Source organism: Bacteroides sp. AM07-18, from assembly GCF_003602695.1.
GTDB classification, from domain to species: Bacteria; Bacteroidota; Bacteroidia; order Bacteroidales; family Bacteroidaceae; genus Bacteroides; species Bacteroides uniformis.
The window spans coordinates 1-17224 of sequence record NZ_QTLM01000006.1 but is presented as its reverse complement, the minus strand read 5'-3'; the positions used below and the strand labels follow the sequence as shown (position 1 = coordinate 17224).

Here is a 17224-nt window from a genome sequence, read left to right as displayed (position 1 = left end):
TATATGCTATATTATATTAAGAAATATCCGGTGTCGCTTTTTATTATTCTGACGGTGATTTATCTTTCATTCTTTAAACCGCCTTCTACAGAAATAAGCAAGATTCCCAATATAGACAAGGTGGTGCATATCTGTATGTATTTCGGCATGTCAGGAATGCTGTGGCTGGAGTTTCTTCGCGCTCACCGGAGAGACAACGCCCCTTTATGGCATGCATGGGCAGGGGCGTTTGTCTGTCCCGTTTTGTTCAGCGGAATGGTGGAGTTGCTGCAAGAATACTGCACGACATACCGTGGTGGAGACTGGCTGGATTTTGCGGCCAATACCACGGGAGCGGTGCTTGCATCAATGGTCGGCTATTTCATTTTAAGGCCAAGGATGAAATAGGATTATAAGTATTCAACTACGGAACTTAGCTTGATGCCGTTCGACCCTTTTATCAGAATTGTTTTCCCGCAAGGTTTCTCTCTTTGCAGCTCTGCGATGAGTGCGGTTACATCGGGATAACTCTGATAAGAGTGGCGTGTGGCGGCAAACAATTCCCCTACAAGAACTACATCCTTGAATCCGCATTCTTCCAGATAGTCTGCAATCTTCTGGTGCTCGTCGGCACTGTCTTTACCCAACTCCCGCATATCTCCCAATATCAACATTTTGTTTTCGGCCTGCATGTTCCGGAAGTTACTAATGGAAGCCATCATGCTTGTGGGATTGGCATTATAGGCATCGATAATCAGAGTGTTGTCCGCTGTTTTTTTCAGTTGTGAACGGTTGTTTTGCGGGGTATATCCGGCCAGTGCCTTGTCTATTTTCTCCGGTTCCACACCAAAAAAATGTCCGATGGTGACAGCTGCCAGAGCATTGGGGAAGTTATATTCACCGATAAGCCGGGTTTGTACTTCGTGATATTTGCTTTCGTTGTCCGTTTTCCACTCGAAGGTGAGGTAAGGAGAATTGCCGGTGACGTGTCCGTTGATGTACAGCCCGTCCTCACTGCCGTAGGCAATCTGGTGGAGTCCGTAGGCTATCTTTTTCAAGTAGGGGTTGTCGTTATGGATAAAGATGGTAGCTTCTTTCCGCGTCCGCAGATAGTCGTACATCTCTCCTTTGGTCTTGATGATTCCTTCAAAAGAGCCGAATCCCTCCAGATGGGCTTTTCCTACGTTGGTAATGATCCCGTAGTCAGGTTCGGCTATCTCTACCAGCTCCTTGATGTCTCCCGGGTGGCTGGCACCCATTTCCACCACGGCAAGGTCGTGTTCAGGGCGCAGGCGGAGCAAGGTGAGGGGAACACCGATGTGATTGTTCAAATTTCCCAAGGTATAGAGCACGTTGTGAGTTTGCGAAAGTACGGTGGACATCAGTTCCTTGGTAGTAGTCTTTCCGTTTGTACCCGTAATGCCGATGATGGGTGTACGCATCTGCCGACGGTGGTAATTGGCAAGTTGTTGCAAGGTTTTCAAGCTGTTTTCCACCACGATGTATCGTGTATCGCCTTCAGGGGCATAGGCTTCTTCGTCCACTATGGCATAAGCACTTCCGCTTTCCAGCGCTCGGGCGGCAAAGGCATTTCCGTTGAACGACTCGCCTTTCAGCGCAATGAATAAAGAGCCTTGGGGGCAGTTACGGCTGTCAGTAGTGACACTGGTGCATGTTAGGAATATCTGATGTATAGCTGTTATATCCATGACTTTATAATTAAATCAATCTGTGTGAATCTGTGTAATCTGTGGTAAACCATCGTGCAAAGATATAGTTTTAATCCTCTCCCTTCCCGGGTACAAGCAAAAAACTTATCAGTTTTATGAGTTTATGTATTTTGAAACCACTTTTTTGTTTACATTTGCAGGTACTATATAGAACAGACTGCCTATGGAAATTACAACTGCCCGATATATAAATGTCAACGGTTCGCTGCTCGACCTCTCTCAACCCCGTGTCATGGGCATACTGAACGTTACTCCCGATTCCTTTTATGCCGGTAGCCGTACACAGACAGAGGCGGAAATAGCACGCCGGGTGAAACAGATAGTTTCGGAGGGAGCGGTCATTATTGACATAGGCGCTTACTCTTCCCGTCCCAATGCCGACAATGTCTCTGCCAGGGAAGAGATGGAACGGTTGCGTATGGGCCTGAAAATACTTTTTGAGATACAGCCGGATGCTGTGGTGTCGGTAGACACTTTTAGGGCGGATGTGGCAAGAATGTGTGTGGAGGAGTATGGTGTTGCCATCATCAATGATATTGCGGCCGGTGAGATGGATGCGAATATGTTCCATACCGTTGCGGCATTGAACGTACCTTATATTATGATGCACATGCAAGGCACTCCGCAAAGTATGCAGCAGCATCCTCATTACGACAATCTTCTGAAAGAGGTTTTCTTGTATTTTGCGCGCAAGGTGCAGCAATTACGTGACTTAGGTGTAAAAGACATCATTCTGGACCCCGGTTTCGGCTTTGGAAAGACAATGGAGCATAACTATGAATTGCTGTCCCATCTGGAAGAGTTCCGTATTTTTGAGTTGCCTTTGCTGGTAGGCGTTTCACGTAAATCGATGATATACCGCTTGTTGGACATTACTCCTCAGGAGGCGCTGAATGGTACTACGGTGCTCGATACCATCTGTTTGCTGAAAGGTGCTGACATCCTCCGCGTACACGACGTGAAAGAAGCCGTGGAAACCGTACGGATTGTGCAAGCCATGCGAAATAACTCATAACTTATAACTTATAACTCAATTCACCGTGTTTTTTGAATTTGGAATAAAAGATTTTATAGATATTCTGTTAGTGGCTTTCTTGCTGTACTATACGTATAAGCTGATGAAAGCCTCCGGCTCTATCAATGTGTTTACGGGTATCCTGGTGTTTATCTTGATATGGCTGGTGGTGTCGCAGGTGCTGGAGATGAAATTGCTCGGCTCCATCTTCGACAAGCTGGTCAGTGTGGGCGTGTTGGCGCTTATCATTTTGTTTCAGGACGAGATACGGCGCTTCTTGCTGACACTCGGCTCGCATCAGCATGCCAGTGCGCTGGTGCGCTTCTTCACCGGCAATAAGAAAGAGAAGTTGGAACATGACGACATTATGCCGGTGGTAATGGCATGTATCAGCATGGGGAAGCAGAAGGTTGGTGCCTTGATTGTCATTGAACATAATTTGCCTTTGGATGACGTGGTGCGTACGGGAGAGATTATCAATGCCGATATAAACCAGCGTCTGATTGAGAATATTTTCTTTAAGAACAGTCCGTTGCACGATGGAGCGATGGTTATCAGTAAGAAACGTATCAAAGCGGCGGGATGTATCCTGCCTGTTTCCCATAATCTGGACATTCCTAAGGAACTGGGGCTGAGGCATCGTGCTGCCATGGGGATTTCCCAGGTGTCTGATGCGCATGCCATCATTGTATCGGAGGAGACCGGAGGTATTTCAGTGGCTTACAAAGGACAATTCTATCTGCGTCTGAATGCAGAGGAATTGGAAAGTTTGTTAACAAAGGAAAGCTAAGGTGTGACAAAATCTCCTATTTTTACGTCATATAACTATGATATAAAAAACAATATCTTATAACTAATAACTGAAAAGGATGGATAGACGAAATTTCTTACGGACGGGAAGTCTGGCGATGTTAGGTTCGCTGGCAGTACCCTCGTTGGCTATGCCTGCGTCAGTACGCGGAGCTTTAGGAGGAGCAGATAATCAGTCTGCCGTAGCTTCGGCAATGGTTCACTTCGGTGTGACGGAGGCTGACTTGAAGAAAGTGATGGCTGCCGCTCTGGAAAAAGGCGGCGATTATGCCGACCTTTATTTTGAACACACATTCAACAACAGTGTGGTTCTGATGGACGGCAAAGTAAACAACTGTGGAGCTAACATTGACTTCGGTATGGGCGTACGCGTATTGGCAGGCGACCAGACGGGGTATGCTTATGTGGAAGGGGTAACTATGGAAGAAATGCTGCGTGCTGCACGTACTGCTGCCCGTATCGCCTCTTCGGGCAAGGCCGGAAAATCTGTAGGACTGACGGAAAAGACAATTACCAAAAGCCGCTATGCCGTCACTGAACCTTGGGAGGACGTGAGTGTCAAGGCAAAAATACCTTATTTAGAAAAGCTGAACGAAAAGATTTTCTCTTTGGACAATCGTGTACGTAAGGTGCAGGCTTCTCTTTCTGACAGTACATCGCACGTGCTGTTCTGTAATTCCGAGGGCGTGAGCTACTACGACTACCGTCCGATGGTTTCTTTTATGGCAGTCTGCATCATGGAAGAGAATGGAAAGATGGAGAACGGTTATGCCGGTCGTTCTTACCGCAAGGGTTTTGAATTCATGACGGATGACATCGTGGATATTATTGCACGTGAGGCGGTGGATAAGACTGCTATCTTGTTCAAGGCTGTGAAACCCAAAGGTGGCGAAATGCCCGTCGTGATGGGGGCTGGCGGTTCGGGTATCTTGTTGCACGAAGCCATAGGACATGCTTTTGAGGCTGACTTCAACCGTAAACGTACTTCCATTTTCTGCGACCTTTTGGGAAAGAAGGTGTGCGATGAGCATATCAACGTGGTGGATGACGGTACCATCGCTTTCAATCGTGGAGCCGTGAATTTCGACGATGAGGGTGTGGAAGGCCAGAAAACCTATATCGTGAAGGAAGGTATCCTGACCAGTTATCTGCACGACCGCATCAGTGCCAAGCATTATGGGGTGGCTCCTACTGGAAACGGACGTCGCGATACTTTCCGTAATACTCCTATCCCCCGTATGCGTGCCACTTATATGGAAGCCGGCAATATGAAGGAAGCGGACATTATCTCCACCGTGAAGAAAGGTATCTATTGTGACCAGTTTACCAATGGCCAGGTGCAAATCGGTGCCGGAGACTTTACCTTCTTTGTGAAGTCGGGTTACTTGATTGAGGATGGCAAGTTGACGCAGCCCGTCAAGGATATAAATATCATCGGTAATGGTCCGAAAGCATTGGCTGACATCACGATGGTGGCAAATAACGATAAGATTGACAACGGTACTTGGACCTGTGGTAAAGACGGTCAGTCTTGTCCCGTTACCTGCGGTATGCCATCGGCACTAGTCAGCAAGCTGACTGTAGGAGGAGAAAGTTAATTATCAACTATCAATTAAAGACATGATTACAGACGACAATAAGAAATTGGCACAATGGGCAATGGAATATGCCTTGAAGAACGGTTGCCAGGCAGCCAAACTGGTGCTATATACAAATTCTAATTCTTCTTTTGAACTGCGTGACGGCAAAATGGACCGTTTGCAGCAGTCTACGGAGAATGGTTTGGGATTGAATCTTTATGTGGACGGACGTTTCGGCTCTTTTTCCACCAATCGGCTGGATAAGAAAGAATTGGAAACTCTTATCACGAATGGTATAGAGTCTACCCGCTATCTGGCGGTGGATGAGTCGCGTATGCTGGCCGACCCTGCACGCTACTATAAAGGAGGCAAGCCTGACTTGCAGCTTTTTGACAAGAAACTCTATGAAGTCAACCCGGATGATAAAGTGGCGATTGCACGTGCTGCTGCAGAGGAGGTATTGGGCAAGGATGAGCGTATCATTTCGGTTGATTCTTCTTATAGTGATGGCGAGGGTTCTTCCTATCGTTTGATAAGCAACGGATTTGAAGGCGAGTCGAAGAGTACCTGGTTCTCTGTCTCAGCCAGTGTATCCATTAAGGGAGAGGGCGAAGCTCGCCCTCAGGATTACTGGTACGACTCGGCTCTGTTCTATGATAAATTGACGAAGACGGGAATCGGTGCCAAGGCATTGGAACGCGTATTGCGCAAGCTGGGACAGAAGAAAGCAAAGTCGGGTAAATATACAATGGTGGTTGACCCTATGAATGTGGGAAACCTGCTCAGTCCGATGCTAAGTGCATTGTATGGCAGTGCTTTGCAACAAAAGAACTCCTTCCTGATGGATAAGCTGGATACGAAAGTGGCTTCCGACCTCTTCACGTTGCGTGACGAGCCGCATGCTATCGGTGCAAACGGTTCACGCTATTTCGATAATGAGGGTGTGGCTACCGAACCCCGCACTGTTTTTGACAAAGGCGTGCTGAAAACTTATTTCATCGATACCTACAATGGTAAGAAGATGGATATAGCTCCTACTATCAGTGCACCTTCACGTCTAATTCTGACACCGGGCGATAAGGACCTGAACGGATTGGTTGCAGATATTAAACAAGGCATCTTGGTTACGGGCTTCAATGGCGGTAACAGCAATAGCAGTACCGGTGACTTCTCTTATGGTATAGAGGGTTTCCTTATTGAAGACGGCAAGCTGACACAGCCCGTCAACGAAATGAATGTGACGGGTAACATGGTTACTTTATGGAATTCCTTGGTTGCTGTGGGCAATGACCCTCAACCGAACCGTTCATGGCAGATTCCTTCGCTGGTATTTGAGGGAGTCGACTTCAGCGGATTATAATGCTAGTTCAACATCAGGCTCATATATGGGCTTGATGTTGCAAATATTTTTTCGGTGAGTTCACCGATTGTAAGTGCCAAGTGGCTGCCCGGCAGACGCTTGGCACTATTCATATATTTACCATTGTTCAGGTAGTAGTAGCCGTTATTGGCACTGACCTGCTCATCGGTGAGATGAATGCTGAGTTCCAGTTCCGGATGGGCCGTAGCATAGAGTTGCAGCATGGTTTTGGCATTGATGATGCGTGCCATGCCCAAAAGTTGGCTTTCACCGGTAGCGGGAGGAGTGAGAACCCGGATGGACGGGAGATTCAAGCTTTGGCAGATATGTTGAAGCAGTAAAGTTTTTGTTGCGGGAGTATCCGACACGATTTCTCCAATGCGCCAGTTGGCTTTCCCTATCGGATAGGTAATGGCCAAAGCCGTGATTTCCTCCCCATTGCTCAATGTGCAAACGAAGCCCTGCCCCAGTTGTAAATCGGCAATAATAACCTGGAAATCCTCTTCCGTATGCTGGATGCAGCAAGGGCGCTCCCGCAATTTCCGGTCGAGATATTCATATCTTTTTTCAGTATATTCGGCAGACATTTCCAAAGTAAGGCCCGTATCGGCTGTCGGTGTACCGGAAGCGATAAAAGTCTCTTCGGCATAGCGGAATACGGGTGCATAACCACTGCGGGCATAGTAGTCGAACAGCCACGGCTCTGCCGGTATCAAGGTGGATAAGGCGACATTATTGTGTAGCATCCGTGCAAAGGCTTGTGATAACAGCTCGTGCATTACGCCCCGGTTACGGTAATCAGGGTGTGTGCAGGCGCCGGATATATAGGCCGTATGAATATCTTCTCCTTCGAACGTCATAGGATAAGGCAACATCTGTAGGGCGGCAATCACTTCTTCGCCGCTTTGGATGGCAATATTGATATCATTGTTGTAGCGGAGCCGAAAATACAGTTCAGTAAATTCCTCGCTATCATTGAAACAGAGCTTCCATAAGTTCTTTACCTTTTCCCGTATCATCAATCCCTTATCCTTTTAATCCTTAATCTCTAATCCTTACTCTCACCATTTGATAGCTTCCACCGGTTCATCTTTCAGGCATGCCACGTATTTTTCCAGAATAATGGCAGGCTGGTACGAAAGTTTGGCCTTGCGCAATCCTTCAATACCCAAATCCTCTTCACGGTTGAGGTAGACATATTGTTCGGGGATATGGTTGGCAAATTCATAGTTAATCATTGCGTACGCTCCGTCTATGCTGGTGTCGGCCTTTTCCACATGTACTCCGAAGGTATCTTGGTTGATGGGCATTCCGAAAGTGAAGGCGGCAATTTTGCCGTCTACATGCAGGATGCCTCCGGTCAATCCCAGTTCTTCAAAATTGTGGAGGGCGTAGACCAGTGCGCGACGTTCGTTGCCCGTTCCTTCATGCTGGTCGCAGTTGTTGGCCTTACACCATTCGGCTTCCAGGTCCAGACATTCCTGGATGCGGTCGGGAGTGATGGGAGTATATTCGTAATTATAGGTGCGTTTGAATTTGTTGACATGATTCCGTTTGGACTGGAATTTCTTTCCGGCAAGCGTGGCGAGGTCTGTACGCAGATAGAGGTAATCGGCATAGTCCCGGTCTGCTGTGAACTGGAATTTTCCGGGCATGAAGGCTTCCAGTTCCGAGCACATGCCCGAACATATTCCCAGCAGGCAGAAAGGTTCCCCTTCCCGGTGTGCGTCTTCGACCAGTGCGTCCAGTACTTTTGTCAAATCTCCGTTACCTATCGGCATCATGTACACCAGTTCATCGTTTGCCCAGAATTTCAGCAGGAGGAAGCCGTCCATGATGGCAAACTTTGTATTGTATAGAAAACGCCAGCTGCATAGGTTGGAGAATGAGAGGTCACAATTCCGTCGCGGACTGTTCTGTGTATAGGAAGTAATCAGTTCTTTGTCTTGTAATTCGATATCTTTAAATGAAATCATACGTTGTTTTTAGTTGGTTATGATTATAGATAACAAAAATAAGAAGATTTTGTTAGAGTAGCCCTAATAATCGCAGAATAGTTGGGGTCAGCAATGCAGTGAAAATACCGTTCAGGGTCAGGCCGAGGCTGGCGAATGCGCCGTATTTGCGGCTGATGTCCATGGCTGTGGAAGTTCCTACCGCGTGGGCGGCGGCTCCCAAGGAAAGGCCTTGTGCCATAGGACTGCCGATGTGGGTCAGTTTCATGGTCTTGAAGCCCAGTATTCCTCCCAGCAAGCCTACACAGACCACTACGGCGGCGGTAAGTGAGGGAATGCCGCCCAGCGACTTGGTTACTTCCATGGCTATCGGCGTAGTGACCGACTTGGGCGCCAGGGAGTAGATAATCTCGTCGGAAGCCCCCATCAATTTAGCTATCAGCACGACAGAGATAACTCCCACAATGCAGCCGGCAAGTTGTGACAGCATGATGGGGAGCAGCTGTTTCTTAATCGTTTCCAATTGGAGGTATAGGGGGACTCCCAGGGCCACAACAGCGGGTTTCAGCCAGAATTCTATCAGATGTCCTCCTTCATTGTAGGTCTCATAACTGATATGTGTCATCTTCAGGAAGACAATGAGGATGGCAATTGTCAGCAGGATGGGGTTCAGCAACATGATGCCGGTCTTTTTCTGCAGGAGTTTGGCCAGAAAGAAAATCCCGAAGGTGACAGCCAATAGGAAAAATTCGTTTTCTAAAAAGTTCATTTGATTTTACGTGTTAGTTGATGAACCCATCCGGTGACTACAATCACCAGCAGGGTGCTGATTATGGAAGCGGTCACTATCGGCCAGAACTCGGAGGCGATGACATCGAAGTAAAGCATGAGAGCTACACCGGGCGGTACGAAGAAGAAGCCCAGGTTGGCAACCAGGAAGTCGGACATACCCTGCACCCAGTGCAGTTTAATCCAACCCAATTTCAAGAATAGGGTGAGCAACAGCATACCGATGATGCTGGAAGGTAACTTGATACCCGTAAAGAAAACAATCAGTTCACCCAAAGCTAAGCATCCGAAAAGGATGGCGCATTGACGAATCATACTATTATAATACCTATTGTTATACGTTGAAAACGCTGCAAAGGTAGGTATTCTATGTATTGCTTGTTATCGTTGTATCCTGATTTTTTTTATGTCGTTTGTAGAGTCGGGCGGGTTGTTCCTGCCGGACGGGTAATTGTTTGTTGCAGAGGGGCACGTGTGCGTACACATGAATGCTGGGAATACCTAATGTTAAATATTATAATAATTATGGTCTGAGCGGTAAAAAGACCGATGTTTGCAATGTAGATATTGCAAAATTGTGTACTTTTGCGGCGTGAATAACACATACTGCCGATTCTTAATAGACAATTAAAATATCATGCAAAGATTAATTAACGAAATTGTTGAGCGTGCCAAAGCAAACCGCCAACGAATTGTTCTTCCCGAGGGTACGGAAGAGCGTACACTGAAAGCTGCCAATCAAATCCTGACTGACGGAGTAGCCGACTTGATTATCCTTGGAAAACCTGCCGAGATAGAGGCTTGTGCCAAAGAGTGGGGGCTGGGAAATATAAACAAAGCTACCATTATCGACCCGGAAGACCATCCTAAGAAAGAAGAATATGCCCAACTGCTTTGCGAGCTCCGCAAAAAGAAAGGCATGACCATCGAAGAGGCTCGCAAGTTGGTTGTCGATCCGCTTTATCTGGGCTGCCTGATTATAAAGAACGGCGACGCTGACGGCCAGTTGGCAGGTGCACGCAACACTACGGGTAATGTACTTCGCCCTGCTTTGCAGATTATCAAGACTTCCCCGGGCATCACTTGCGTTTCGGGTGCCATGCTGCTGCTGACACATGCTCCTGAATATGGAAAGAACGGTATCCTGGTGATGGGTGACGTGGCTGTGACTCCGGTGCCCGATGCAGAACAATTGGCACAGATTGCCGTATGTACAGCGCGTACAGCCCAGGCAGTTGCCGGTCTCGACCCGAAAGTTGCCATGCTGAGCTTCTCTACCAAGGGCTCTGCCAAGCACGAAGTGGTGGACAAGGTGGTCGAGGCATTGAAGATTGCCAAGGAGATGGCTCCCGATATTGCCATCGACGGTGAGTTGCAGGCCGATGCAGCTTTGGTACCGGAAGTAGGTGCAAGCAAGGCTCCGGGTTCTTCTATCGCCGGACATGCTAACGTATTGGTTGTCCCCAGCCTCGAAGTGGGCAACATCTCCTACAAACTGGTGCAACGTCTGGGACATGCTGATGCCGTAGGACCTATCCTGCAAGGTATCGCCCGTCCGGTGAACGACCTTTCACGCGGTTGCTCCATCGAGGATGTGTACCGCATGATTGCCATCACTGCCAACCAGGCCATTGCTGCCAAAAAGAATGCTGAATAACTTTTAAATCTGATATATAGTATGAAAATCTTAGTATTGAACTGCGGTAGCTCGTCCATCAAATACAAATTGTTTAATATGGACCGGAAAGAAGTTATCGCCCAGGGTGGTATCGAAAAAATTGGTTTGAAGGACTCTTTCCTGAAGTTCACCTTGCCCAGTGGCGAGAAGAAAGTTCTTGAGAAGGACATTCCAGAGCATACCGTAGGTGTGGAATTTATCCTGAACACCTTGACAAGCCCTGAATATGGAGCCATCAAGTCTTTGGACGAAATCAATGCCGTAGGTCACCGTATGGTGCATGGGGGCGAAAAGTTCAGCGAGTCTGTACGGCTGACGCCGGAAGTGCTTGCCGCCTTCACTGCCTGCAACGACCTGGCTCCGCTCCACAATCCTGCTAACCTGAAGGGTGTAAATGCAATATCTGCCATTCTGCCTAATGTTCCGCAGATTGGTGTGTTCGATACGGCTTTCCACCAGACCATGCCGAAGCATGCCTATCTGTATGCCGTGCCTTACGAACTTTATGAAAAGTACGGCGTACGCCGTTATGGTTTCCACGGAACCTCACACCGCTACGTATCGCAGCGCGTCTGCGAGTTTCTGGGTGTAGAGCCGGAAGGAAAGAAAATCATCACTTGCCACATTGGCAACGGTGGTTCCATTACTGCCATCAAGGACGGTAAGTGTGTAGACACCAGCATGGGCTTGACCCCGCTGGAAGGTTTGATGATGGGTACCCGTAGCGGTGATATTGATGCCGGTGCCGTTTCTTTCATCATGGAGAAAGAGGGTCTGGATGCCAACGGCATCTCCAACCTGCTGAACAAGAAGAGCGGTGTGCTGGGTATCTTCGGTGAATCCAGTGACATGCGCGACCTGGAAAATGCCGTAGCTGCCGGTAATCCGAAGGCTGTTCTGGCTGAAGAAATGTACTTCTACCGCATCAAGAAATATATCGGTGCCTATGCCGCTGCTTTGGGTGGTGTGGATATCGTGGTATTTACCGGTGGTGTCGGCGAGAATCAGGCAAGTGCCCGCTGGGGTGCATGTGAAGGCCTGGAATTCATGGGCATAAAGCTGGATGCCGAGAAGAACAAAGTACGCGGTGAAGAAATGGTTATCTCTACCGAAGATTCTCAGGTGAAGGTGGTGGTAATCCCCACTGACGAGGAACTGATGATTGCTTCGGACACGATGGATATTCTGAAGAAGTAATATCGCTGTAATATTTCCCGGTTCCGGCTTCCCGGAGTCCGGATGTGGTTTCGCCCCTGCAAATATGTAATGTATTTGTAGGGGCGAAATGTTTTCCGAATCCTTTAAAATCCTTATCTTTGTTACTCGGTTAAAAACAATAAAGGCAATTTTCCGAATAACTTTAAATAAGAACTGCTTATGAAACGATTAATGTATGTGTTGTTCTTTGTACTGCTGACCAGCGGCATGGCCTATGCCCAGCAGGCGAAGTACGTGTTTTATTTCATCGGTGATGGAATGGGTGTGAACCAGGTGAACGGTACGGAGATGTATCTGGCCGAACAAGAAGGGCGCATCGGTGTAAAGCCTTTGCTGTTCACTTCTTTCCCGGTTGCCAGCATGGCAACTACCTTTTCTGCCACCAACTCGGTGACTGACTCTTCTGCTGCCGGAACAGCCCTGGCTACCGGTGCAAAGACCTATAACGGCGCCATTGGTATGGACGATAACAAGAGTGTGCTTCAGAGTGTGGCCGAGAGAGCCAAAAAGTCCGGTAAGAAAGTTGGGGTAACTACCAGCGTCAGTGTAGACCATGCTACTCCCGCTGCATTCTATGCCCACCAGCCGGACCGTGGTATGTATTACGAGATAGCCCTCGACCTGCCGAAAGCCGGTTTCGACTTCTATGCAGGCGGTGGTTTCTTGAAACCGACTACTACTGCCGACAAGAAAGAGGCTCCGAGCATCTTCCCTATCTTTGAAGAAGCCGGCTATACCGTTGCAAGAGGCCTTGACGAATACAAGTCGAAGTCTGCCCAGGCGGACAAGATGATTCTTATCCAGAAAGAAGGGGCAGAGCCTTCTTGTCTGCCCTATGCCATCGACCGCCAGGAAGGCGACCTGACACTGGCCGAAATTACCGAGAGTGCCATCTCTTTCCTGACCAAAGGCAGTAACAAGGGTTTCTTCCTGATGGTTGAAGGTGGAAAGATTGACTGGGCCTGCCACGGAAACGACCCCGCCACAGTCTTTGAGGAAGTGGTGGATATGGACAACGCCATCAAGGTGGCTTACGAGTTCTATAAGAAGCATCCCAAAGAAACGCTGATTGTGGTAACTGCCGACCATGAAACCGGCGGTCTGGGGCTGGGTACCGGTAAGTACGAGCTTCAACTGAAAGCCCTTGCCAAGCAGAAGCAGTCTCAGGATATCCTTTCACGTTCCATCACGGATTTACGCAAGATGCGCAAGGTTATCAACTGGCCGGAAATGAAGGAATTCCTGGCAGAAAAGATGGGTTTCTGGAAAGAGCTGCCGGTGAGCTGGGAGCAGGAGAAGATGCTGCGTGATGCTTACGAAGAATCATTTGTGAACAAGCATGTAGTGTTTGAGGAAAGTCTTTATGCCAAGACTGAGCCCCTGGCCGTTGCCGCCAAGAAGGTAATGAGCCAGATTGCCATGGTAGGCTGGACCAGCGGTGGCCATACAGCCGGATATGTGCCGGTATTCGCAGTAGGTGCAGGCTCCAAGCTGTTCGTGGGTAAGATGGACAACACGGAAATCCCGAAACGCATAGCCAAGGCTGGCGGATACAAATAATAGACAGTCACCACAGATTACACGGATTCTCACAGATTGGAAGCTCTGATATCAAGTATAAGAGACTAATCTGTGAGAATCTGTGCTATCTGTGGTGGCTGTCTATTTATTCCTTAAGGTCCTTCTTTATAATTTCATCCATCTCCCGGATACGTTTCTCCCGTTCCTTGGCGGATTTTACTTTCTGGTCCTTGTATCCGGTATCTGTCCGTTCGGAGACCTCTTCGCTCCATTCCTCGAATTCATCCGTTGCCGGACGTCCGTGCGGGTCTATGTTCTCTTCGGCAATCGGGTCGTTTCTGTAAATCATATCATCCATGACGCTAATGTTTTTAATGTTATGATGTTACTACAACCATGCCGGGAAAAAGTTCCGGTAACCTTCACTTTTTCGTAATCATTTATAAGAATAAACGTTTTATAGCGCGGGCAGCAGGTACTTCCATATTAGATTCAGCTCTGCCTGCATGTCGGGGATGTTGGCGGTGACGGCAATGACAGCATCCTTGTCCGGCAACACCAGTATGTATTGTCCGTTGGCACCATCGGCACGGTAGGCGTTGTGGCGGCAGCGCCACATCTGGTAGCCGTAGCCCTGCAGCCAGTCGCTTGTCTTGGCGCTCATCTTCGCTTTCTTCAGCATCTCCGGTTTCATGCCGGCGGGCAGTGAGGGCACTTGGCAGGCAGATGCCTCCTTTACCCATTCTTCGGGCAGAATCTGCTGTCCGTTCCAGTTTCCTTTCTGCAGGAACAGTTGTCCCATCTTGGCAAGGTCTTCCGTTTTGAGGTACAACCCCCAGCCTCCGGTATTGATGCCTTGCGGGCTTTCCTGCCACCGGGCGTTGACGATGCCAAGTGGGCGGAACAGACGGGGATAGAGATAATCCACCACTTTCTCGCCCGTCACTTTCTGTACGATGGCTGAGAGCATGTAGGTTCCCAGGCTGTTGTAGGTGTAGAAGGTACCGGGCTTGTGCTCCACGGGGAAGGCAAGGAACTCCTGCACCCAATCGGCGTCCGCCTTTTTGCGTACCGTTCCGGTGGGGTCGGTGTCGTGCCCGCAGTTCATGGTCAGCAGGTCGCGTACGGTCATGGCTGCCAGATTTTCGCTGACGGTTGCCGGAAGCTTGTCGGGGAAGAAGGAGATGACCTTGTCCGTCAGCTTCAGCCTGCCTTCGGAGGCGGCAAGTCCCACGGCGGTGGCGGTGAATGTCTTGCTGACGGAGTTCAGGATGTGAGGCTCATCCTCTTTCCCTTCGCCCATCCATTCTTCGGCAATGACATTGCCGTGTTGCACAATCATGATACTGTGCAGGTCTTGTCCGGCTTTCTTTACGGCATCCAGATATCTGTTCATGGCCTTGTCCAGCTTCGGAGTAGCGGCGGCGCGGGGCAGGCCCTTGGTCAGTTGGTTGATGGAAATCAGCTTTATGTCTTTGTCTTCAATGGCTTTCCGGACGCGGGGGCTTGTCAGCAGGTCGGTCACTCCCTGGCGGTCCAGCGCCACGTCCTCATATCCGATGTGGAAGACGGTTTTCATTTCATCGTTGTCCAGTGCCGGGTGGTCTAAGAAAAGGTAGCGCTGGTCCGGCTGCAACTTCTCCAATGCTTTGATGAAGCTGGCCTCCTTTTCTTCGGCGGTTCTTTTGGGGCCGTCGTACCCGATGTAGGTAAACCGGTAGTCCTTGGAGGAGTCCATGCGGTCGATGGACGGCAGGTTGTATTCTTTGGCGAGCCGTTGCACCAGCTCGTTCACTTCTTTGCTGAAACCGGTGGAGAGCATGTGTCCGGACAGATGGCTGAGTTGCGGAATGCTTTTCAGCGTCGTCTCTATCTGTGCGCGGAACTCCTGCTCTATCTCCTTGATGTCCCATTTCTGCTCCATGATGGACTGTCCCGGATAGGCGGGGTTAGGGAACATCATCGGGTAGAAATAGCCGTTCTCGTCCGTCAGGCTGGGGCAGTGGGTCAGCGGACGCCACTTCACGTTCTCCCACTCGCTGGTGATGACGAGGTGCAGGCCGACGTCCAGTCCCGGATTTTCTTTCAGCATCTTGATGGCTTCCGGATACCAGGCTGCTACGGGCATCACTTCCACGCTGCGGGCAATACCCGAGCGGTAGGTCTGGATGCAGGCTTCGTTGACGGAATGCAGGGCACCGAGATCGTCAATGCGGATGACAAGTGTCGGGGCGCCGGATTGTCCCCATACCGGCAATGCTCCTGCTGCGAGCAGGCATCCGGCAATCATGTTTTTCAGTCTTAAAGGTTTCATGGGTGGTAATGGTATGATGGTTAACAGTTTGGAAATGCGGGTTATAGCTTCGTCTCTCCCTCCACAAAATTCTCAAGGAAGAGGTTCTCGCCGTCAAAGACGGCGTACGAGAAGTAGTTTATCCAGTCGCCGAGGATGAGGATGCGGGCAGTACTGCTCAGCATCAGGTCCAGTTCGATGTGGCGGTGACCGTAGATGAAGTAGTTGATGTTGGGATGGCTTTTCAGGTATTCCTTGGTGTAGAGCACCAGGTATTCGTTGTTTTCTCCCATGTATGCGGGTTCTTTCCCGTCTATGCGTTTCAAGCGGCTGTGCTTGGCCCAGTTCAGTCCCAGCTCCATGCTCCAGCGGGGGTGCAGGGCAGAGAACAGCGTCTGTAGGGTACGGCTGCGGAACATGGCGCGCAGCATCTTGAACTTCTTGTCCGGGTCGCCTAGCCCGTCACCGTGGGCAAGGTAGAACTCTTTTCCGAAGATTTCGGTGGTCAGCGGTTCGCGGTGTATCATGACGCCGCACTCCTTGGTCAGATAGTCGCCGCACCAAAGGTCATGGTTTCCCGTGAAAAAGTGGACTTCTACTCCCAGGTCGGTCAGTTCGGACAGCTTGCCCAGAAAGCGGGTGTATCCTTTGGGCACTACGGTACGGAATTCGTACCAGAAGTCGAACATGTCTCCCAGCAGGTATACGGCCGATGCCTTGTGCTTGATGCTGTCCAAGAAGTTGACCAGCCTCCGTTCTTGGGTTCGTCCGTGTTCGATGGCTCGTGAGCCCAGGTGAGCATCCGAGAGGAAATATACATTCTTCATTTTCAACTTTCCATTTTCAACTTTGAACTTTCAACTGATTTAAAGGAATCCCAGCTCCAGTTTCGCTTCTTCGCTCATCATGTCCTTGTCCCACTCGGGTTCGAAGACGAGATTGATGGTGGCGGAGGTTACGCCGTCGATGGATTCCACCTTCTGGCGCACATCTTCCATGATGAAGTCGGCTGCCGGACAGTTGGGGGCAGTCAGCGTCATGTCGATGGAGGCTTCTCCCTGGTCGGAGACGTCTATTTTGTAAATCAGTCCCAGGTCGTATACATTTACCGGTATTTCCGGGTCGAATACGGTCTTGAGCATGGAGACTATTTTCTCTTCTATTTCAAATTTGGTCATATTCGTAGGGTTTTATATATAGGTTTTCAAAGAACAAAGCTATGGAATTTAATTGAAAATGCAAAGGAACGCCCTCCTTTTGTCTTATCCTGATATAGGTAGACACATTTACAAACTA

Annotated in this window: 17 protein-coding genes; 8 read left to right on the top strand and 9 right to left on the bottom strand. The window is 49.2% G+C overall.

Features of this window, described 5'->3' with window-relative positions; genetic code table 11:
* The first annotated feature begins 3 nt into the window (after positions 1–3).
* Entirely contained in the window at positions 4–387 is a 384-nt protein-coding gene (locus DW096_RS09950) for a VanZ family protein (RefSeq protein WP_005824913.1), read from the top strand.
* Positions 388–389: 2 nt separating this feature from the next.
* Here the strand turns inward: DW096_RS09950 and murF are convergent, their stop codons facing one another.
* A complete protein-coding gene (gene murF / locus DW096_RS09945) occupies positions 390–1688 on the bottom strand; it encodes a UDP-N-acetylmuramoyl-tripeptide--D-alanyl-D-alanine ligase (protein WP_005834715.1) in 1299 nt (432 codons plus the stop codon).
* Between the two features lie 184 nt (positions 1689–1872).
* Here murF and folP point away from each other — a divergent pair, with 184 nt between their 5' ends.
* The 4 genes from folP (at position 1873) to DW096_RS09925 (ending at position 6474) form a co-directional block, all read left to right on the top strand.
* Positions 1873–2724 (top strand): dihydropteroate synthase, encoded by an 852-nt coding sequence (folP, locus tag DW096_RS09940; RefSeq protein ID WP_118930975.1) that lies wholly within the window; start codon positions 1873–1875, stop codon positions 2722–2724.
* A gap of 25 nt (positions 2725–2749) precedes the next feature.
* Positions 2750–3514 carry a diadenylate cyclase CdaA gene (gene cdaA, locus DW096_RS09935; RefSeq protein WP_005824908.1) on the top strand — a complete coding sequence of 255 codons (765 nt, stop codon included), beginning with the start codon at positions 2750–2752 and terminating at the stop codon, positions 3512–3514.
* Between the two features lie 79 nt (positions 3515–3593).
* Positions 3594–5132 (top strand): TldD/PmbA family protein, encoded by a 1539-nt coding sequence (locus DW096_RS09930; RefSeq protein WP_005824906.1) that lies wholly within the window; start codon positions 3594–3596, stop codon positions 5130–5132.
* A 22-nt stretch (positions 5133–5154) separates the two neighbouring features.
* Positions 5155–6474 carry a TldD/PmbA family protein gene (locus DW096_RS09925; RefSeq protein WP_005834721.1) on the top strand — a complete coding sequence of 440 codons (1320 nt, stop codon included), beginning with the start codon at positions 5155–5157 and terminating at the stop codon, positions 6472–6474.
* A gap of 2 nt (positions 6475–6476) precedes the next feature.
* Here the strand turns inward: DW096_RS09925 and DW096_RS09920 are convergent, their stop codons facing one another.
* The 4 genes from DW096_RS09920 to DW096_RS09905 are packed head-to-tail and all read right to left on the bottom strand — an operon-like array spanning position 6477 to position 9533.
* Positions 6477–7493: a GNAT family N-acetyltransferase gene (locus tag DW096_RS09920; RefSeq protein WP_120028743.1), complete on the bottom strand. Its 1017-nt coding sequence runs from the start codon at positions 7491–7493 to the stop codon at positions 6477–6479.
* Positions 7494–7535: 42 nt separating this feature from the next.
* Positions 7536–8450 (bottom strand): DUF2156 domain-containing protein, encoded by a 915-nt coding sequence (locus DW096_RS09915; RefSeq protein ID WP_005824900.1) that lies wholly within the window; start codon positions 8448–8450, stop codon positions 7536–7538.
* 52 nt (positions 8451–8502) lie between these two features.
* Positions 8503–9198 carry an LrgB family protein gene (locus DW096_RS09910; protein WP_005824898.1) on the bottom strand — a complete coding sequence of 232 codons (696 nt, stop codon included), beginning with the start codon at positions 9196–9198 and terminating at the stop codon, positions 8503–8505.
* On the bottom strand, positions 9195–9533 hold the full coding sequence (locus DW096_RS09905; protein WP_005824896.1) for a CidA/LrgA family protein: 339 nt from the start codon (positions 9531–9533) through the stop codon (positions 9195–9197). The genes DW096_RS09910 and DW096_RS09905 overlap by 4 nt, the downstream gene beginning before the upstream one ends.
* Positions 9534–9855: 322 nt before the next feature.
* On the opposite strand from DW096_RS09905, the gene pta reads away from it, so the two are divergent.
* The 3 genes from pta (at position 9856) to DW096_RS09885 (ending at position 13674) form a co-directional block, all read left to right on the top strand.
* Entirely contained in the window at positions 9856–10875 is a 1020-nt protein-coding gene (gene pta, locus DW096_RS09895) for a phosphate acetyltransferase (protein ID WP_005824889.1), read from the top strand.
* 21 nt (positions 10876–10896) lie between these two features.
* On the top strand, positions 10897–12093 hold the full coding sequence (locus DW096_RS09890; protein WP_005824887.1) for an acetate/propionate family kinase: 1197 nt from the start codon (positions 10897–10899) through the stop codon (positions 12091–12093).
* Positions 12094–12273: 180 nt separating this feature from the next.
* On the top strand, positions 12274–13674 hold the full coding sequence (locus DW096_RS09885; RefSeq protein WP_005824885.1) for an alkaline phosphatase: 1401 nt from the start codon (positions 12274–12276) through the stop codon (positions 13672–13674).
* 106 nt (positions 13675–13780) lie between these two features.
* On the opposite strand, the gene DW096_RS09880 is transcribed toward DW096_RS09885, so the two are convergent.
* The 4 genes from DW096_RS09880 to DW096_RS09865 form a co-directional block, all read right to left on the bottom strand.
* Entirely contained in the window at positions 13781–13993 is a 213-nt protein-coding gene (locus DW096_RS09880) for a hypothetical protein (RefSeq protein WP_005824882.1), read from the bottom strand.
* 99 nt (positions 13994–14092) lie between these two features.
* Entirely contained in the window at positions 14093–15949 is a 1857-nt protein-coding gene (locus tag DW096_RS09875) for a ChbG/HpnK family deacetylase (protein ID WP_118930977.1), read from the bottom strand.
* Between the two features lie 41 nt (positions 15950–15990).
* Positions 15991–16755 (bottom strand): UDP-2,3-diacylglucosamine diphosphatase, encoded by a 765-nt coding sequence (locus DW096_RS09870; RefSeq protein ID WP_005824878.1) that lies wholly within the window; start codon positions 16753–16755, stop codon positions 15991–15993.
* A 39-nt stretch (positions 16756–16794) separates the two neighbouring features.
* Positions 16795–17106, bottom strand: a complete 312-nt coding sequence (locus DW096_RS09865) for a metal-sulfur cluster assembly factor (protein WP_005824875.1) — start codon at positions 17104–17106, stop codon at positions 16795–16797.
* Positions 17107–17224: the final 118 nt, after the last annotated feature.